Annotated in this window: 15 protein-coding genes; 7 read left to right on the forward strand and 8 right to left on the reverse strand. The window is 72.5% G+C overall.

What is annotated here, in order from left to right; all coding sequences use genetic code 11:
• Positions 1 to 10 precede the first annotated feature (10 nt).
• The gene (locus tag ABD332_RS10895; protein WP_344501688.1) at positions 11 to 1,135 is read right to left on the reverse strand and encodes a glycosyltransferase; all 1,125 of its coding nucleotides are present in this window, start codon (positions 1,133 to 1,135) and stop codon (positions 11 to 13) included.
• Between the two features lie 118 nt (positions 1,136 to 1,253).
• Between ABD332_RS10895 and ABD332_RS10900 the strand changes: the two genes are divergently transcribed.
• The 4 genes from ABD332_RS10900 to purE all read left to right on the forward strand — a co-directional run bounded on the left by ABD332_RS10900 (position 1,254) and on the right by purE (position 5,619).
• A complete protein-coding gene (locus ABD332_RS10900) occupies positions 1,254 to 3,221 on the forward strand; it encodes a thioredoxin domain-containing protein (RefSeq protein WP_344501689.1) in 1,968 nt (655 codons plus the stop codon).
• Between the two features lie 106 nt (positions 3,222 to 3,327).
• Positions 3,328 to 3,885: a hypothetical protein gene (locus tag ABD332_RS10905; protein ID WP_344501690.1), complete on the forward strand. Its 558-nt coding sequence runs from the start codon at positions 3,328 to 3,330 to the stop codon at positions 3,883 to 3,885.
• A 103-nt stretch (positions 3,886 to 3,988) separates the two neighbouring features.
• The gene (locus tag ABD332_RS10910) at positions 3,989 to 5,119 is read left to right on the forward strand and encodes a 5-(carboxyamino)imidazole ribonucleotide synthase (protein ID WP_344501691.1); all 1,131 of its coding nucleotides are present in this window, start codon (positions 3,989 to 3,991) and stop codon (positions 5,117 to 5,119) included.
• A complete protein-coding gene (gene purE / locus ABD332_RS10915) occupies positions 5,116 to 5,619 on the forward strand; it encodes a 5-(carboxyamino)imidazole ribonucleotide mutase (RefSeq protein ID WP_344501692.1) in 504 nt (167 codons plus the stop codon). Before ABD332_RS10910 ends, purE begins: the two co-directional genes overlap by 4 nt.
• A gap of 4 nt (positions 5,620 to 5,623) precedes the next feature.
• On the opposite strand, the gene ABD332_RS10920 is transcribed toward purE, so the two are convergent.
• Both ABD332_RS10920 and ABD332_RS10925 read right to left on the reverse strand, forming a co-directional pair.
• Positions 5,624 to 8,446, reverse strand: coding sequence for an AbfB domain-containing protein (locus ABD332_RS10920; protein WP_344501693.1), 2,823 nt, complete (start codon positions 8,444 to 8,446; stop codon positions 5,624 to 5,626).
• 670 nt (positions 8,447 to 9,116) lie between these two features.
• Complete coding sequence (locus ABD332_RS10925) at positions 9,117 to 10,559, reverse strand: hypothetical protein (RefSeq protein ID WP_344501694.1); 1,443 nt, start codon at positions 10,557 to 10,559, stop codon at positions 9,117 to 9,119.
• A 142-nt stretch (positions 10,560 to 10,701) separates the two neighbouring features.
• Between ABD332_RS10925 and trpB the strand changes: the two genes are divergently transcribed.
• Genes trpB through ABD332_RS10940 form a run of 3 tightly spaced genes read left to right on the forward strand, consistent with a single transcriptional unit; the run spans position 10,702 to position 13,412 of the window.
• On the forward strand, positions 10,702 to 11,910 hold the full coding sequence (gene trpB / locus ABD332_RS10930; RefSeq protein WP_425552174.1) for a tryptophan synthase subunit beta: 1,209 nt from the start codon (positions 10,702 to 10,704) through the stop codon (positions 11,908 to 11,910).
• On the forward strand, positions 11,907 to 12,650 hold the full coding sequence (gene trpA, locus ABD332_RS10935; protein ID WP_344501695.1) for a tryptophan synthase subunit alpha: 744 nt from the start codon (positions 11,907 to 11,909) through the stop codon (positions 12,648 to 12,650). The genes trpB and trpA overlap by 4 nt, the downstream gene beginning before the upstream one ends.
• Before the next feature lie 30 nt (positions 12,651 to 12,680).
• Positions 12,681 to 13,412 (forward strand): GntR family transcriptional regulator, encoded by a 732-nt coding sequence (locus tag ABD332_RS10940; RefSeq protein ID WP_344501910.1) that lies wholly within the window; start codon positions 12,681 to 12,683, stop codon positions 13,410 to 13,412.
• Positions 13,413 to 13,814: 402 nt separating this feature from the next.
• Here the strand turns inward: ABD332_RS10940 and ABD332_RS10945 are convergent, their stop codons facing one another.
• The 5 genes from ABD332_RS10945 to ABD332_RS10965 all read right to left on the reverse strand — a co-directional run bounded on the left by ABD332_RS10945 (position 13,815) and on the right by ABD332_RS10965 (position 17,811).
• Positions 13,815 to 14,477, reverse strand: coding sequence for a hypothetical protein (locus ABD332_RS10945; protein WP_344501696.1), 663 nt, complete (start codon positions 14,475 to 14,477; stop codon positions 13,815 to 13,817).
• Between the two features lie 87 nt (positions 14,478 to 14,564).
• On the reverse strand, positions 14,565 to 15,146 hold the full coding sequence (locus ABD332_RS10950) for a TIGR03086 family metal-binding protein (RefSeq protein ID WP_344501697.1): 582 nt from the start codon (positions 15,144 to 15,146) through the stop codon (positions 14,565 to 14,567).
• A gap of 100 nt (positions 15,147 to 15,246) precedes the next feature.
• The gene (locus ABD332_RS10955) at positions 15,247 to 16,032 is read right to left on the reverse strand and encodes an ABC transporter permease (protein ID WP_344501698.1); all 786 of its coding nucleotides are present in this window, start codon (positions 16,030 to 16,032) and stop codon (positions 15,247 to 15,249) included.
• Between the two features lie 43 nt (positions 16,033 to 16,075).
• Positions 16,076 to 16,849 carry an ABC transporter permease gene (locus ABD332_RS10960; RefSeq protein WP_344501699.1) on the reverse strand — a complete coding sequence of 258 codons (774 nt, stop codon included), beginning with the start codon at positions 16,847 to 16,849 and terminating at the stop codon, positions 16,076 to 16,078.
• Entirely contained in the window at positions 16,846 to 17,811 is a 966-nt protein-coding gene (locus ABD332_RS10965; protein WP_344501700.1) for an ABC transporter ATP-binding protein, read from the reverse strand. Before ABD332_RS10965 ends, ABD332_RS10960 begins: the two co-directional genes overlap by 4 nt.
• Positions 17,812 to 17,841: the final 30 nt, after the last annotated feature.

Here is a 17,841-nt window from a genome sequence, read left to right on the forward strand (position 1 = left end):
GCCGTGACGGTCATCGACGAGAGCTGACGATCAGGTCGGCGGCCAGCGCGGTGTAGCGGGTGGCGACGGTGGCCCAGTCGGCGCCGGCGGTGCGGCGCAGCCCTTCGGCCCGCATGCCGGCGGCCAGGTCGGGGTCGGTGAGGACGCGCTTGAGCGCGGCACCGACGGCGGCGCCGTCGCGGTGCGGCACGAGCAGGCCCGCGCCGGTGCCGAGCAGATCCACGGCGTGCGGGAACGGGGTCGCGACGACGGGCTTGCCGGCCGCGACCGCCTCGTGCAGCACCCCGGAGGACACCTGCTCGGTCGAGTCGTAGGGCAGGACGACGACGTCGGCGCGGTCGACCAGGCGGGCGAGCACCGCCGGGTCGGCGTACGAGCGCTCGAACCGGACGAGCTCCGCCACGCCGAAGGCACGGACCTTCTTGTAGAGGCCCAGCCGGTAGGACTCGCCCTCCTCCGCGAGGACCTTGGGGTGGGTCTGGCCGGAGATCACGAGCCGGGGGCGCGGCGACAGGTGCCGTACCTCCCGCATCCCGGCGATCGCCCACTCGACGCCCTTGCCCGGCGCGAGCAGCCCCCACGTGAGCACCATCGGCTCACCCGACGAGCTGACCGTGCGGATCGCCGGCCGCACCAGGGCGCCGTGCGGCACCAGGTGGACCTTCGCCGGGTCGACGGTGCAGGTCTCGTGCAGGCGGGCCCGGGCCGCCTCGGTGGTCACGACGACGGCGCCGGCGAGGGACGCCACCGTCTCCAGTACCCACCGCTGGTGCTGGCTCGGCCGGCGCAGCACTGTGTGCAGCACGACGATGCTGGGCGCCCGGAGCCGGCGCAGCACCTCGAGCACCGTGTCGCCGTCGCTGCCGCCGAAGATGTCGTAGTCGTGGTTGACGACGACGGCGTCGTGCCGGTCGAGCGCGGCGGCGGCCACCTCGGCCGCGCCGTCGGCGCCCGTGAGGAGGTGCGCGATCACCTCGGGCCGGTCGGTGAAGGTCGGCGAGTCGACGGCCCGGACGACCTCGACCCGCTCGACGCCGGGCGTGGCGGCCAGCGCGGTGCTGAGCGCACCGGCGAACGCGGCAACGCCGCTCTGGGTCGGCGGATACGTGCTGAGCAGCCCGAAGGACGTGGTCACCGCGCGTCCACCTTTCGTCGGTGGGCTCGGCGCCTGGGGATGAGCGTGGCCGGACCTTCCAGGCTCACCGTACACCCGGCGCGGCCGCGGCTCCGCGGTCGGATCGTAGGGTTGAGGCATGGCCAACCGTCTCGCCGACGCGACCTCGCCGTATCTGCAGCAGCACAAGGACAACCCGGTCGACTGGTGGCAGTGGTCGCCGGAGGCGTTCGAGGAGGCACGACGCCGGGACGTTCCTGTGCTCATCTCCGTCGGCTACGCGGCGTGCCACTGGTGTCATGTGATGGCGCACGAGTCGTTCGAGCACGAGGGCGTCGCTGCGCTGGTCAACGAGCTGACGGTGCCGGTGAAGGTGGACCGGGAGGAGCGGCCGGACGTCGACGCGGTGTACATGACGGCGACGCAGGCGATGACCGGGCAGGGCGGCTGGCCGATGACGGTGTTCGCCACGCCCGACGGGGAGCCGTTCTACTGCGGCACCTACTTCCCGCGGGACGCGTTCCAGCGGCTCGTCCACGCCGTGTCGGACGCCTGGCGGACCCAGCGCGACGCGGTGCTCCAACAGAGCGCGGCGGTGGTCGACGCGATCAGGCAGGTCGCCGCGAAGCCACCCGCCGGCCCGATGCACGAGGGCGTCCTCGACGCGGCCGCGCAGAGCCTCGTGAAGGCCTACGACAAGGAGCACGGCGGGTTCGGCGGGGCGCCCAAGTTCCCCCCGCACATGAACCTGCTGTTCCTGCTGCGGCACTACCAGCGCACCCACGACGACGAGGTGCTGGGCATCGTGCGGTACACGGCCGAGCGGATGGCCCGGGGCGGGATGTATGACCAGCTCGCCGGCGGCTTCGCGCGGTACTCGGTGGACGAGACGTGGACGGTGCCGCACTTCGAGAAGATGCTCTACGACAACGCGCTGCTGCTGCGGACGTATGTGCAGCTCGACCGCATCGCCGGCGGCGGCACCGCGCGGCGGGTGGCCGGGGAGGTCGCCGACTTCCTGCGCCGCGACCTGCACGACGGCCACGGGTTCATCTCGGCGCTGGACGCCGACACCGACGGCGTCGAGGGCCTCACGTATGTGTGGACACCGAAGCAGATCGACGAGGTGCTCGGCGAGATCGACGGCGCGTGGGCGCGCTACCTGCTGGAGGTGACCGCCGACGGCACGTTCGAGCACGGCGCGTCGGTGCTGCAGCTGCCGGAGGACCCGATCAACCTGGAGCGCTGGCTCGACATCAAGCGGCGCCTGCTGGAGGCCAGGGACACCCGGCCGCAGCCCAGCCGCGACGGCAAGATCGTCGCGGCGTGGAACGGGCTGGCCATCACCGCGCTGATCGAGTTCGGCCAGGTGTACGGCGACCAGCAGGCCGTCCAGCTCGCCGTGGACACCGCGCGGTATCTGGCGGAGACCCACCTCGTCGACGGCCGCCTGCGGCGGGTGTCGCGCGACGGCGTCGCCGGCGCTCCGGCCGGCGTCCTGGAGGACTACGGCGCCGTCGCGGAGGCGTTCTGCGCGGTGCACCAGGCGACCGGCGACGGCGAGTGGCTGACCCTCGCGGGCCGGCTCCTCGACGTGGCCCTGGAGCGGTTCGCCGACCCGGCCGGCGGCTTCTTCGACACTGCCGACGACGCGGAGCAGCTGGTCAGCCGCCCCGCCGACGTGACCGACAACGCGACGCCGTCCGGCCTGTCGGCGATCGCGGCGGCGCTCGTCGCCTACTCGGCGCTGACGGCGGACGTCGCGAAGCGGGAGGCGGCGGAGCGCGCCCTGGCCACGGTCGCGATGGTGGCGGCCACCCACGGCCGGTTCACCGGTTACGCGTGCGCGGTCGGCGAGGCGCTGCTGTCCGGCCCGTACGAGATCGCGATCGCCACCCAGGACCGCCACGACCCGCTCGTCACCGCCGCCTGGTGGCACGCCCCGCCCGGCGCGGTGGTCGTCGCCGGCCCGCCGGACACGCCGGGGGTGCCGCTGCTGGAGAGCCGGATGCTGCGGGACGGCCGGCCCACGGCGTACATCTGCCGCGGCTTCGTCTGCGACGCGCCGGTCACCGAGCTGGAGGACCTGGTCTCAGGCCTCGGCTAGGAGCGCCGTTCCCCTCAGGGCGAACACGCCCTCCTTTGGCATGCTCTTGTAACGGTGTAATCATGTAATCAGCGTTGCAAGAGCAAGTGAGTAAGGGAGTAAGCAGATGCGACGAGGAGAATGGGGCCGCGGCGGCGGTCCGCGCAGCGAGCCCCCGCCCGCCACCGACGCGCCCGCCTGGATCGGCGGCGCGCTGCCCGACGGCTGGTTCACCGGACCCGCCGAGATCACCATCGACCGCGACGAGATCACCATCGTCGGCCGGCTCAGCGACCCGCCCCTCCCCGACGACGCGACCGACGCCGACCGGTCCGCCGCCGAGCAGGGCCGCATCGCCGGGTTCCGGGAGACCACCCGCGACCAGCGGATCGGCATCGCCCAGCAGCTGGAGCGGCGCTACCAGCGCAAGGTCGCGTGGGGCGTGCGGGTCGGCGAGAATCGGGAGCTGTTCACCACGTTCTCCGCGCCGGTCATGACCCGGCTGCGGCAGGCCGAGCGGCAGGTCCTGGACACCCTTGTGGACTCCGGCGTGGCCCGGTCCCGCTCGGAGGCGCTGGCCTGGTGCGTCGCCCTCGTCGGCCAGCACGCCGAGTCGTGGCTGGCCGAGCTCCGCCAGGCCATGACCCAGGTCGACGAGCTCCGCAAGCAGGGCCCGTCGGTGTGATCCGCGCCGGGCACCGCCGGGAGTGCCCGCCGGTGTGATCCGTGCCGGTCGCGGCGCCCGGGACTCGGGTGCCGCGACCGGAAAACGCTAGGCTCACCAGCCTATGGACTCGCGAACCGGACTCCCCGTCGTGGGCATGGTGGGCGGCGGCCAGCTGGCCCGCATGACCCACCAGGCCGCCATCGCCCTCGGACAGTCGCTCCGGGTGCTCGCCGTCTCCGCCGACGACGGGGCCGCGCTCGTCGCCGCCGACGTCGTCATCGGCCGGCACGATGACATCGACGCGGTGCGGGCGTTCGCGAAGGGGTGCGACGTGGTCACCTTCGACCACGAGCACGTGCCCGGCGACCTGATCCGCACGCTCGCCGCGGAGGGTGTCACGCTGCTGCCGGGGGCCGACGCCCTCCGGTACGCCCAGAACAAGCGCGACATGCGCGCCCACCTCGCGGAGCTCGGCTTCCCCGTGCCCCGCTGGACGGACGGCGACCTCCAGCAGTTCGGCGACGAGGTCGGCTGGCCGATCATCGTCAAGACCGCCACGGGTGGCTACGACGGCCGCGGCGTCTTCGTCGCCCACTCGGTCGCCGACATCCCGGACGTGGAGGGGCTGATCGGCGAGGAACGCGTCCAGCTCAAGCGGGAGCTCGCCGCCGTCGTCGCCAGGTCGCCGCTCGGCCAGGTGGCCGCCTACCCGGTGGTCGAGACCGTGCAGCAGGACGGCATCTGCGTCGAGGTGCTCGCGCCGGCGCCCGGGCTCGACGAGGACGTGGCGGTCGAGGCGCAGCGGCTCGCCATCGACATCGCCACCCGGCTCGGGGTGGTCGGCGTGCTCGCCGTGGAGTTGTTCGAGACGACGACCGGGAAGATCCTGGTCAACGAGCTGGCGATGCGCCCGCACAACTCCGCGCACTGGACGATCGAGGGCGCCAGGACCTCGCAGTTCGAGCAGCACCTGCGGGCCGTGCTCGACTACCCGATGGGCGACACCAGGCTCACCGCCCCCGCGGTCGTGATGGCCAACGTGCTCGGCGGCGCGCCCGGCGGGATGCCGATCGACGAGCGGCTGCACCACCTGTTCGCCGAGGAGCCCGGCGCCAAGGTCCACTTGTACGGCAAGCAGGTCCGGCCCGGGCGCAAGATCGGCCACGTGACGGTCCTCGGCGACGACATGGAAGACTGCCGCCGGCGCGCCGCCCGGGCCGCCCGGATCCTCGAAGAAGGGTATGTGCATTGACCGACGTCGGCATCATCATGGGCAGCGACTCCGACTGGCCCGTGATGCGGCTCGCCGCCGAGGCGCTGGACGAGTTCGGCGTGTCCTATGAGGTACGGGTCGTCTCCGCCCACCGCACGCCGCACCTGATGCTCGACTACGCCGGCGAGGCCGTCGCCCGCGGGCTGAAGGTCATCATCGCCGGGGCCGGCGGCGCGGCGCACCTGCCGGGCATGGTCGCCTCCGCCACTCCCCTGCCGGTCATCGGGGTGCCGGTACCGCTGAAATACCTCGACGGCATGGACTCGTTGATGTCGATCGTGCAGATGCCGGCCGGCATCCCCGTCGCCACCATGGCGATCGGCGGCGCCCGCAACGCCGGGCTGATGGCCGCCCGCATCCTCGCCGTCGGCGATCCCGAGCTGCTGGCGAAGGTCCGTGACTTCCAGGAGTCGCTGCGCGCGATGGTGGCGGAGAAGGACGCCGCCCTCTCCGCCACCATCGCGGGCCTCAACGCCTAGGGCGTCACGGGGCCCACGGTGCGGCCAGGTTCCAGCTGCTGTCGGCGCTGAGCGCCTGCGGCCGCTGGAACCCGGTGCCGTTGCCGGCGGAGATGTACACCTGCGACTCGAAGTGCCGCAGGTACGAGCCGGGGATGTTGATCGACTCGAACGTGACGCCGGTGCCGCCGATGCCCGGGCGGGCGCAGAACGTGGCGTCGGCGAGGAACAGCGCCGAGCCGTCGTTCACCGAGTTGCGGACCCGGCTGTCGGCGTGCCGCAGGAACTGGCCGGGGAAGTTCACCGACTCGAACGAGTAGCACGACGAGTCGGCCAGCCCGCGCCGCACCGTGTACGTGGCGTCGGCCTTCAGCAGGGCGCTGCTGCCGCCGTTCACGATCTCGGTGTAGGCGAGGCTGTCCGAGTGCCGCAGGTAGCGGTCGGTGAAGCCCCACGTGGTGACCTGCAGCGACTTGCGCGCGTCGGTCTGCAACTGCACCGAGCTGCGCCACAGCGCCGGGTTCGCCGTGTTCCAGGTCGCGTCGGCGGCGAAGCCGGACGCGGTGTCCCACGCGTTGGCGCCGCCGCTGCGCGCCAGGTAGACGTTGTCGGCGTAGTGGCGCATGTACGAGCCGGGGAAGTTGTACGACTCGAACGACGTGCCGCCCGCCGCCAGCCCGGGCCGGCCGCACCAGGTCGCGTCCGCGGCGAAGCTGCCGCCCGTGTTGGGGTCGATGCGGACGCGGAGGTTGGCGTGCCGCAGGTACTGGCCGGGGAAGTTCACGGACTCGAACGAGTAGCACCGCGGGTCGGCCAGGCCGGCCACCGTGCGGAACGACGCGTCCTGCCGCGCCCCGTCGGTGCTCGCCGAGCTGAGCACGTCGGTGCGGGCGAAGCTGTTCGAGTGCCGCAGGTAGCGGTTCGTCAGCCCGGCCGTGGTCACCTGGAACGACCTGACGTGCCCGAGGGTCATCGGCACGGCCGCGTTCAGGTTCTTCGACGCGTTGATGAGGTTGGTGTTCGCGGCGCGGACCAGGTTGGTGTCGACCTTCTGGATCCGCCGGTCGTAGGTGAGCAGCCCGTTGTACTCGCCCTCGACGTCGGTGATCTCGGTGTACACGTGCGCCGACAGGCCCCGCGTCGTCATGAGCGCCTGCGTGTCGCGGATCATGCCGGTGAACCGGTCGTTGAGCTGCGCGTTGCTGAACACCTGCTCGTACGCGAAGAACTGCCCGTCCGGGCTCCACTCGTGCCCGGGCGTGCGCAGGCCGATCCCGCCGAACTCGCCGAGGACCGAGACGCGGGTCGATGACGGCAGCGGGGCGTCAGGACCGGTGTAGATGTGCCAGTCGATGATGTCGCCGGTACCGGGGTCGCCCTTGGACGCGCAGCAGTTGTAGCCGCTGTGCGGGTTCACCAGGCGGGTCGGGTCGTAGTTCTTCAGGTCCGTGGTGATCCGCTGGGTGTCGGCGAGGTTCCACTCGCCCCAGCCCTCGTTGAACGGTACATAGGTGACGACCGCCGGCGAGAACCGGTGCTCGTCGATGATCTCGCGCGCCTCGGACTCCAGCTCGGCGATCTGCGCCGGCGTCCGGTTCGCGTCGAACGCCTGCGTCGACGGGATGTCCTGCCACACCAGCAGGCCCAGGCGGTCGGCGTGGTAGTACCAGCGCGCGGGCTCGACCTTGATGTGCTTGCGGACCATGTTGAACCCGAGGTCCTTGTGCTTCTGCAGGTCGGAGGCGAGCGCGGCGTCGGTCGGCGCGGTGTAGAGCCCGTCGGGCCAGAAGCCCTGGTCGAGCGTGCCGGCCTGGAAGATGAACTCGCCGTTGAGGGTCGGGCGGAGCACGCCGTTGACCAGCTTCTTGCCGATCTCCCGCATCCCGAAGTAGCTCACGACCTGGTCCACGGTCGCGCCGGCGCTGTTGCGCAGCGAGACCCGCAGGTTGTACAGGAACGGGTCGTCCGGCGACCACCGGCGCGCGTTCGGCACCGGCACGCTGAACTCGGTGAACCCGCCGGTCGTGCTGCCGACGACGGTCGTGCCGTTCATCGCCTCGGCGAAGACGGTGTGCCCCGTGACGTTGCCGCGGGTGAAGACCCTGACCCGCGCGGTGTTGTTGGCCAGGTTGGCGTAGATGTCGACGGAGTAGATCGACGACACCGGCGTCGGCTCCAGCCACACCGTCTGCCAGATCCCGGACGTCGGCGTGTAGAAGATGCCGCTCGGGCTGTTGGTCTGCTTGCCGATCGGCTGCTTCTCGCCGCGGCCGTCGGTCGGGTCGTACACCCGCACGACGATCTCGTTGTCACCGCCGTTGAGCTGCGGCGTGATGTCGACCTCGAACCGGTCGTAGCCGCCCTTGTGGGTGGTGACCTGCACCCCGTTGACCCACACGGTGGCCTCGTAGTCCACGGCGCCGAAGTGCAGCTGGACGCGCCGCCCGTTCCACCCGGCCGGCACGGTGAACGTCCGCCGGTAGAACATCAGGTCACGGTTGTCGTTGCGCATGATGCCGGACAGCGCCGACTCGACCGGGAACGGCACCAGGATCCGCTCCGGCAGCGTCTGCCCCAGCGGCGGCGCCGCGTAGCGGTTCACGTTGCCGGCGCCGTCGGTGGCGGGGTTCAGGAACTCCCACTCCCCGTTGAGCGACTGCCACTCGTTGCGGGTCATCTGCGGCCGCGGGTACTCGGGCAGCGGGTTCGTCGTGGACACCTGGCTGGTCCACGGCGTCGTCAGCGGCGGCGTCTTCGGCACGACGGCCGAGGCCGGCGCACCCGACGCCACCAGCCCCCCGGCGACGACGGTCAGGACGGCCAGTGTGCGGGCGAGGAGATGGCGCATCGAACTCCTTCTGGCGGGAAAGAGCACGCGGAACCGGCCCGCGGCCGGTTGGCGATCGGCCGCGCGCTGGCAGCGAGCGTTGTGGCGGGCATCGACGGGCTTGGGTAGGGCCCAGGTTCCGGGAACGTAACATGAAACATTCCCAAACGGAACAGCTCACATGTGCCCACTAATCAAACAGAATCCACCATAGTTTTCGAAAGACACTTGGCACTTCCTGCCGCAAGCACTCAACGAGGCCACTGGAGGGCCGCACTTCGCGGCTGTCGCGATGGCCGGGACGGAGTCGTTCCGCCACAGTGGACGGTCGAACCTGACCGAGGACACAGTGCTCGCCGTGCACGGCGACGCGGGCTTCCCCGATGCGGCCGGGGACGACGGCGCCGACCTCGCCCGCCTCCATCAGCAGCCCCGACCCACACCCGATCCAGAGCACGCGAGCGACCACGCAACCGCGCGCAGCGCCGGACAACCCCCATCGGGGCGGCCAGGGCCGAGGCCACCGCCGCATGGCTCACCAATGGCACTGTGCCGCGCCCATTGGATGACGGTCAGCCAGCGCGCGGGGCCCCCACCGGCGAGATCACCGACAAGACGCTGCGCGTAGGCCCCCTCCACCGGGTCGTCGACCCGGTCCGGACGACGGCAGGCCGTGCAATGCGGGCGGGGCTCAGGCGCGGTGGCCGTTGGGGATGGCGGCGCGGACGGCGTCCCAGGGCATGGCGGCGACGGCGCGGGTCAGGCGGGTGGACCAGGCGACGACGACGTCCAGGTCGCCGGAGCCCTCGCACAGCAGGTACTGCCCCTCGATCCACCACGGCGGGACGGCCATGAACAGCTCGGGAACCGGGACGCGGCCGGCGAAGAGGCCCGCGAGGGCGGGGTCCGGCGCGCCGGGGGCGACCTGGCCGGCCTGGTCGAAGGCGGTGTGCGACAGATACGGCACCGGGGTGGGCAGCGGCACCATCCAGATGGTCTGCACCGGGTCGGAGCGGCGGGGTTTGCGCCGGTACCGGTCGCCGACGAGCACCGGCACGCCGTCGACGGTGCCCCTGAGCACGTCATACAGGTCGACGGACTGGGAGTGCTCCTGGACGCCGATGACGGCGCGGCCGGTCTGCGGGCCGGGGACGGGCACGGTGAGCGAGGGCACGAACTCCCAGCCGCGCTGGGAGGCCAGCCGCTGCCGGGCGCGGGTCGGGCGCAGTGCCGGCAGGCGCCGGTACGCATTGAGCACCACCGACAGGACGCCCATCTCCAGGGCGAGGACCACGGTCGCCGTCACGTACTTGTTGACCTGCGGGATCAGGGCTGCCACGGCGATCATCGTGACGAGACCGCCGATGGCGGCGAAGATCGCGCCGACGACGGCGATCCGGCCGTCGAAGCGGGTCCCGAGCAGGCCGACGGTGACGCCGATGGCGAGGAAGCCGATGACCGCCGCCATCGCGCCGGGCAGCCCGGCCCGGGACAGCGGGACGGCGATGGCGGCGACGAGAAGACCGCCGACGATGACGGCGAGGACCGCGATGGCGCGGTCGCTGAGGCCGACGCCGGCCGGGCCGCGGCCGACTTCCCGTCGTGCCGGCCGGATCTGGCACCGGCGGGCGACGAGCTCCGCCTCGAGCCGCTCGACGAACGCCTTGTAATCCGTCTTGTCGGCGCCGGTGATGTCCACCGCGCGGCCGTCGAGCGTGACCAGGCCGGCTGCGGTGATCTTGTCGTCCTTGCGGGTGACGTGCATCTCGTCGATCCACGAGAACGGGGCGGCGTCGACGCTGCGGTTGCGGCTCCACACCAGGCCGTGCTCGTAGTGGTGGACGACGACGTAGGCGCCGAAGAGCCGGTAGAAGGCATAGCCCGCCGCGGCCAGGCCGGCGATCGCCAGCAGCACGACGATCAGGGCGAGCGCCTTCACCTGGAGGAACTCGATGGACGAGACGATCCAGCTGACGAGGGCGGCGGCACCGAACAGGATCGCCGAGATGACAAGGCCGGTGGCGCACTCCACCACCGGGTGGTCGCCCTTGTGCATGGCGACGTGCGCGCCGAGCTGCTGCCGCTCCGCGAGCGCGGCCACGCGTGGCGGCACGCTGACGGTCGATGCGTCCATGGTTTCCCCCGTCCTGGTCGATCGACGCAGGACGCTACGCCATGTGGCGTCCGCCCCGCGACCCCGGCCGCGTTGACTTCCGTCACGGAGTCTGTCACTGTTCTAGAACTGTCGCAACTGTTCTAGAACTCTGGGAGTGGGCATGGGCGATCTGCTGATCCGGCCGAGCCGCACGCCGTCGCGCGTCCGGCTGATGGACGACCCGGGACCGCTGGGCAGGTTCGGGGACTATGGCGGGCGTTACGTCCCCGAGTCCCTGATCCCCGCCTGCCGGCGGGTCGAGGAGGCGTTCCGGGAGGCATGGGCCGACCCCGCGTTCCGGCACCAGCTGGCCGGCCTGCTCGCCACGCACGCCGGGCGGCCGACGCCGCTGACCCCCGCGGTGCGGCTGTCCGCCGAGCTCGGCGTGACGCTGCTGCTCAAGCGGGAGGACCTCACCCACACGGGCTCACACAAGATCAATAACGTGATCGGCCAGGCGCTGCTCGCGAGCAGGATGGGGCACAAGCGGCTGATCGCCGAGACGGGCGCCGGGCAGCACGGGGTGGCGACGGCGACCGCGGCGGCGATGTTCGGCATGGCGGCGACCGTGTTCATGGGCGAGCGCGACATCGAGCGGCAGGCGCTCAACGTGTTCCGGATGCGGATGCTCGGCGCCGAGGTCGTGCCCGTCCGCACCGGCGCGAGGACGTTGAAGGACGCCACCAGCGAGGCGATGCGGCACTGGGTCGGCTCGACCGCCGACAGTTACTACTGCATGGGATCCGTGCTCGGCCCGATGCCCTATCCGTGGATGGTGCGCGAGTTCCAGCGGGTCATCGGCGACGAGGCGCGCCAGCAGTGCGCCACCGCGCTGCCCACGGCGGTGCCCGACCACGTCGTGGCGTGCGTCGGCGGCGGGTCCAACGCGGCCGGGACCTTCGCCGGGTTCGTCGACACCACGGCGAAGCTGGTCGGGGTCGAGGCCGAGGGCGGCGCCGGCGCGACCCGCGGCAGCCTCGGCGTGCTGCACGGGGTGCGGTCGATGTTCCTGCAGGACGACGACGGTCAGGTCCTGGAGGCCCACTCGATCGCCGCGGGGCTCGACTATCCGGGCATCGGCCCCGAGCACGTGCACCTGCGGGACCTCGGCCGCGCCCGGTATGTGACGGTCAGCGACGCCGAGGTGGTCGACGCCGTCGTCCGGCTCGCCCGCACCGAGGGGATCGTGGCGGCGCTCGAGTCCGCGCACGCGGTCGCGTGGGTGATCCGCGCCGCCGCCGACGGCACGCTGCCCGCCGGCTCGACCGTCCTGCTGACCCTGTCCGGCCGCGGCGACAAGGACATCTCCGCGCTGAAGGAGCTGCTGTGAAGCTGCCGACCGACCGCAAGGTCCTGATGCCGTATCTCACCGGCGGCGCCGTCGCCGAGTGGACCGACCACCTCCGGGCGCTCGTCGACAACGGTGCCGACGCGATCGAGGTCGGCCTGCCGTTCTCCGACCCGACGCTCGACGGCGCCACGATCCAGGAGGCGACCCACGCGGCCCTCACCCGGGGCGCGACGCTGCGCGGCATCCTGGCCCGCATCCCGGAGGTCGCCGGGGCCGTGCCGCTCGTCGCCAGCACGTATGCCAACCTCCTCGTCCGCGACGACGCGTTCTGCCGCGGCCTCCGCGACGCCGGTTTCGACGGGCTGATCGTCCCCGACCTGCCGCTGGAGGAGTGCGCCGAGGCAAGTGCCAAGGCAGAAGAGCAGGACCTGGATCTGGTGCTGCTGGCGTCGCCCGCCACCCCGGACGAGCGCCTCGGCGAGATCGCGCGGCGCAGCCGGGGCTTCGTGTATGCGGTCACGGTGATGGGCACGACCGGCGAGCGCGAAACCCTCGCCGCGTCCGCCGCCGACCTGGCGCGCCGGCTCGCCGGCCGCTGCGACCTGCCGGTGTTGCTAGGATTCGGCATCTCCACCCCGGCCCAGGCGGCCGAGGCAGCCCGCCTCGCCGACGGTGTCGTCATCGGCGCGGCGATCATGCGCCGGGTGCTTGACGGCGCCACGCCGGCCGAGATCGGGGCCTATGTCCGGTCGATCCGGGAGGCCATGGACGAAGGGTGAGCCATCAACGCCGAGCCGCGGTATCGCAGCATCGCCGCCGACCTGGCCGAGAAGATCCGCGCCGGGGAGTATGCGCCTGGTGCGGCGCTGCCCGGGCAGCGCGACCTCAGCCACAGCTACGGCGTGACCCTGATGACGCTCCGGCAGGCACTGCGGCACCTCAGCGACGAGGGGCTGATCGTGCAGCGGGCGGGGAAGGGCACGTATGTGGCGCCGCCGCACCTGGCGTACCGGCTGGGCCCGCTGCGCAACCTCGCGGACGACCTGCGCGAGCAGGGCCTCGAGGTGCAGACCCGGGTGCTGGACCAGGCGCTGCGCCGGCCTCCGCCGCCGGTCGCGGTCTTACTGGGGGCGCCGGCGCTGCGGCTCGAGCGGGTCAGGGCGTTCGCCGGGCGGCCGGCCGTGCACCAGGTGTCGTGGGTTCGCAAGCCGTTCGGCAACCGGATCCGGGCGGCCGACTTCGCCACGGCGTCGCTGTACCTGACGCTGGCCGACGCCGGGGTGGCCGTCGCCAGGGCCAGCGAGACGATCCGGCCCGCGGTGCTGGAGGAGGAGCTGGCCGGGCACCTGCACGCCGAGGTGGGCACGCCGGTGTTCGTCAGCGAGCGGATCACCTACTCGCTGGACGACACCCCCGTCGTCGCCGACCGCGCCGTGATCCTCGGCGAGATGATGGAGATCCGGGCCACCCGAGCCGCGTCCGGCCTGTCCCTGACCTGGTCGGACGTGGCCGCCGAGGTGGTCCCCCGCCGGCAGCCGTAGCGACCGGAACGGAACACGCACAGCGACAGGCCGCGTGGTGCAGCGCCGACGCCGTCAAGCTCGTCCCGGCTGACACGGACTGATGCCGAGCCGGTGATGGCGAGCCACGGCCCGGCGCCGGCGGACGAGCGGCAAGTACACGTCCCGCATCGGTCGGCGTTGCAGCGCATCTGAGCTCGGCCAGCAGCGGCCTGTCGCGGGAGACCAGCAGCGGCCGGGTCACTGAGACCGACCAGCGACCCTCGCGGAGGCCGACCAGCGGCCCCGTCGCGAAGGCCGACCAGCAGCCCGTTGCGGAGGCCGAGCAGCAGCGCCCGGTTGCGGAGGCCGGTCAGCGATGATGCGGTCCCGCGGGCTGAGAAGTTCACGACGCCGGAGGTCGGCGGGGGCGGTGCCGGGGAGTCAGACGTGGCCGCGGAGGGACTCGTCGTAGATGACGGTGGGGGGTGGATTCAGCAGGTCGTGGGCGGCCTTGCTGAACGTGCTCGCGTCGCGGCGGCGGCGGAGCTCCACCGTCACCGACTCGCAGGACGCCTCGCCGTCCAGGGCGGCGACCGCGCCTGACGGGAGCAGGAACACCGGGGCGGTCGGGCCGACGGCGGTGTCCGCGGGGCGGCCCGCGATGCCGACGACGGTGGCGTTGACGACGGCCTGGCCGCGGGACAAGGTTGTCCGTTCGCCGAGGCGGATGTCGTGGGCGGCGGCGGTGCGCTCGTCGATGAGGACCTGCGCGTCGGAGGCCGGGTAGGTGCCCGAGCGCACCGCCGACCAGCGCAGGCCCGGCCGGCTGGCGGCGGTCAGCACCGTCGCGCCGTTGAGCAGGCCGCGGGAGGTGACGACGGTGACGCCGTAGAGGGTGGTGCCGCACTCGACGGCGGCGGCCTGGGGCAGGGACGCGATGCGGTCGACCTGCTTCGGCGTGAACCTGCCGACGAGGCGCACGTCCGCGTCGCCGGGCAGGTCCGTGAACTGGGTGGATTTCTCATACCGGTCGAGGACCACGAACGCCCCGACCGCGACCGCACCGATAACGAAGCCGGCGACGATCGTCCGCTCCCCGCGCATGCCGCAGACGGTACCGGAGTGGTCACCCACGGTCGGGGAGCCACGCAGGGGGCCGCCCGAGTGGGTGGCCCCCAACTGCGGAGCGGGTCAGGCCGCGCGGCCGAGGTAGCGCAGCAGGGTCACCGCCGGGCCGGCGTCGTCGGCCGGCAGGGCCGCGGCGTAGGCGCCGTAGGCCCGCAGCGGCTCGACGATCTCGCGCGCCACCGGCAGCAGCCGCTCGGCGAGGCCGTCGGACAGCGGCGACGGCTGTCCGGTCGCGACCGCGACGTCCCACGCGTGGACGGCGGCGTCCAGGCCGGCCGCCCCGGCGCCGAGCCAGCCGGCCATCTTGCCCTGCGGCAGCGGCGTGGGCGCGTCGGTCGCGTCGGCGGCGACGGTCGCCCAGGCCGCGGCGGATGCCTGCATCGTGCGCTCGACGAAGGCCTTGAACGCGTCGAGGTCGCCGTCCAGCTCGCCCGACGGCGCGAACGGGTCGAACGTCGGCCAGCCTTCGCCGGTGATCGCGGCGGCGTAGCCGAGCTGGTCGCCCGCGGCGTGCTGGAGGACCTGGGTGACGTTCCACAGCTCGCACGGCGTCGGCAGCAGCAGGTCCGACGGGCACAGCCCGGCGAGCACCGCCCGCAGCGCCGCGTGCGACTCGTCCAGGACGGTCCAGGTGTTCGAGTCCATCAGACACTCCCTCAACTCGGTGACTGCGACCAGTCTATCAGAACGGAATGCTCCATTCCACTACGAGACCGAAGCGAAGTGGAGGAGCCGGCGAAGCACTTCAGGCGACGTCGAGCGTGGCCTTGCGGCGGCTCTCGCGCTCGAACCAGGCGAGCAGGGCCAGGCCGATCACCACGTACAGCACGCCGAGACCCGCCTCGGCGAGCACGTCGTCGCGCACCGACGCCAGCCCCGCGCCGGCCGCGACCTCGCGGGCCGCCGCGATGCCGTGGGTCAGCGGCAGCCAGCCGGCGACGGCGGCCATCCAGTCCGGCAGCTCCGACAGCGGGACGTTGACGCCGGCGAAGACGAGCAGGACGCCGACGACCAGGTTGGACAGGACGGCCACCTCGCGGACCCGCAGCGACAGCGCCGCGTTGGCGAGGCCGAGCCCGGTGCATGCGAACGCCGACACCGCCACCACGCCGGTGAGCGCCAGCAGCGACGACGCCCTGATCGGCACGTCCAGCAGCAGCGACCCGGCGAGCAGCGCGACGAGCGCGACGGCGAGCCCGTTGACCACGACGGGCAGTGCGCGGCCGAGGAAGAGCGGGATGCGCCGCGCCGGCGAGACGAGCAGCAGGCCGAGGGTCCCCTGGCGGCGCTCGTCGCCGACGGTGATGCTCATCGCGAAGATGCAGGGGATGGCGGCATTCTGCACGGCGTTGCCGATGACGTAGTACGCGTCGTCGCCGACGCCCGCGGTGCGGCCGACATAAGCGAAGAAGAGGATCTGCGCGATCGGCCCGACGATGAACGTCGGGATCAGGATCCACGGGCTCAGCCACGAGAACAGCGCCCGGTAGCTGGTGAGCCCGCCCAGGAAGAACAGCCGCAGCGCGCTCATGACCGCACCCCGGCGGCGCCGCGGCGCTCCGCGAAGCAGCCGCTCATGTCAGCGCCAGGGTGGCGTGGCGGCGGGCTGCGTCGACGAGGCGGACCGCCAGGAGGGAGCCGACCAGGCCGTACACCGCGGCAAGACCCAGACAGGCGGCCAGCGCGGGCAAGGCGTCGCGCCCCTCGGCGGCGGCACGGATCGCGTCGATGCCCCAGGTCGGCGCGAGCAGCCACGAGATCGGGCGGATCCACGCGGGCAGCAGGTCCAGGGGCACAAGGAAGCCGCTGATCAGCCAGACGGGCATCTCCAGGGCGGTGCCGAGGGCCCACGCGGTGCGATACCGCACGGACGAGACCGCGAGCAGGAACCCCAGGACGCCGATCGACACGACGGTGACCGCCGCGGCGAGCACGAACTGGACGGGCCGCTGGATGGCGAGGTCGACACCGAAGGCGAAGCGGCCCCACATGAGGGTGACGACGAGGCTGTACGCGCCGATCGTCGCCATCGACAGCGTGACCGGCAGGATCACCACGGGCAGCGGCGTCGGCGCGGCGACGAGCAGCTCGAGGGTGCCCTGCCGGCGCTCCTGCTGCAGCGCGGCCGAGGCGGTGGTGCTGGTCGAGGACCACACGCCCATGACGCTGGCGCCCACGGCGGCGCTGAGCAGCGCGGCACCCGACGCGTCGCCGTGGCGGAACATCATGAAGACGACGGTGGAGAAGAACAGCGGGTAGAGGACGCCGAGCAGCCCGTCGAAGGCGGAGCGGCTGCGCATCTTCAGCTGCAGCCACCAGGCGAGCCCGATGACGCGGACGTAGGTCACGCGGCACCGACCAGCTCGACATACGCGTCCTCCAGGGTCGGCTGCCGGGTCGCCACCCGGCCGACCCTGGCGCCGACGAGCGCGCCGAGGACCGGCTGGGTCACCTCGGCGCCGGGCTCGGCGTGCACGAGCAGGACCTGGGCCGGGCCACGCTCGTCGATGACCAGGGAGCGGACGCCGGGCAGCGCGCGGACCCGGTCGCCGGCGCCGTCGGGCAGGCCGAAGACCTCGACCTCCACGACGTTGCCGACACTGACCTTCTGCTTGAGCTGCTCGGGCGTGCCCTCGGCGACGATGCGGCCGCCGGCGAGCACGGCGATGCGGTCGCACAGCTCGTCGGCCTCGAACATGTAGTGGGTGGTGAGCAGCACCGTGGTGCCCTGCGCGATGAGGGCCTTCACCGTCTGCCGCAGCTCGCGGGCGCCGACGGGGTCGATGCCGATGCTGGGCTCGTCGAGGAAGAGGACCTCGGGGCGGTGCAGCAGGCCGCGGGCGATGTGCAGCCGCTGGCGCATCCCGCGGGAGTAGCCCTCGACCCGCTCCTTTTCGCGGCCGGTCAGGCCGACGAGGTCGAGCAGCTCGCCGATGCGGGCGCGCTGCTCGCGGGCCGGCACCGCGTACAGCTCGGCGAAATACCGCAGGTTGTCCAGGCCGGACAGGCGCTCATACAGCCCGCGGTCGCCGCCGAACACGTAACCGACGCGGCGGCGCACCTCGCGCGGGCTGGCGACCACGTCGTGGCCGAGCACCTCGATCCGCCCGCCGGTCGGCAGCAGCAGCGTGATGAGCATCTTGATCGTGGTGGTCTTGCCTGCGCCGTTGGGCCCGAGCAGGCCATACAGCTCGCCGCGCTCCACCTGGAAGGAGATGCCCCGCACGGCCTCGACGACCTTCTCGGTGCGGCGCAGGCCGCTGCGGGACCGGAACGTCCGCCGCAGGTCGGACACATCGATGATCGCCATCCCGGGCCCCCGCTCAAGAATCGCTGGGGC

The organism is Dactylosporangium maewongense (assembly GCF_039531485.1).
GTDB lineage: Bacteria > Actinomycetota > Actinomycetes > Mycobacteriales > Micromonosporaceae > Dactylosporangium > Dactylosporangium maewongense.

What these genes read in the sequence shown, in the direction of transcription:
- ABD332_RS10910 (WP_344501691.1), top strand. Translation starts at nt 3,989, where the DNA reads ATGGACTCGCGAACCGGACTCCCCGTCGTGGGCATGGTGGGCGGCGGC.
- ABD332_RS10965 (WP_344501700.1), bottom strand. Translation starts at nt 17,811, where the DNA reads ATGGCGATCATCGATGTGTCCGACCTGCGGCGGACGTTCCGGTCCCGC.
- ABD332_RS10905 (WP_344501690.1), top strand. Translation starts at nt 3,328, where the DNA reads ATGCGACGAGGAGAATGGGGCCGCGGCGGCGGTCCGCGCAGCGAGCCC.
- ABD332_RS10955 (WP_344501698.1), bottom strand. Translation starts at nt 16,032, where the DNA reads ATGAGCGCGCTGCGGCTGTTCTTCCTGGGCGGGCTCACCAGCTACCGG.
- ABD332_RS10925 (WP_344501694.1), bottom strand. Translation starts at nt 10,559, where the DNA reads ATGGACGCATCGACCGTCAGCGTGCCGCCACGCGTGGCCGCGCTCGCG.
- ABD332_RS10950 (WP_344501697.1), bottom strand. Translation starts at nt 15,146, where the DNA reads ATGGACTCGAACACCTGGACCGTCCTGGACGAGTCGCACGCGGCGCTG.
- ABD332_RS10920 (WP_344501693.1), bottom strand. Translation starts at nt 8,446, where the DNA reads ATGCGCCATCTCCTCGCCCGCACACTGGCCGTCCTGACCGTCGTCGCC.
- trpB (WP_425552174.1), top strand. Translation starts at nt 10,702, where the DNA reads ATGGGCGATCTGCTGATCCGGCCGAGCCGCACGCCGTCGCGCGTCCGG.
- ABD332_RS10900 (WP_344501689.1), top strand. Translation starts at nt 1,254, where the DNA reads ATGGCCAACCGTCTCGCCGACGCGACCTCGCCGTATCTGCAGCAGCAC.
- ABD332_RS10945 (WP_344501696.1), bottom strand. Translation starts at nt 14,477, where the DNA reads ATGCGCGGGGAGCGGACGATCGTCGCCGGCTTCGTTATCGGTGCGGTC.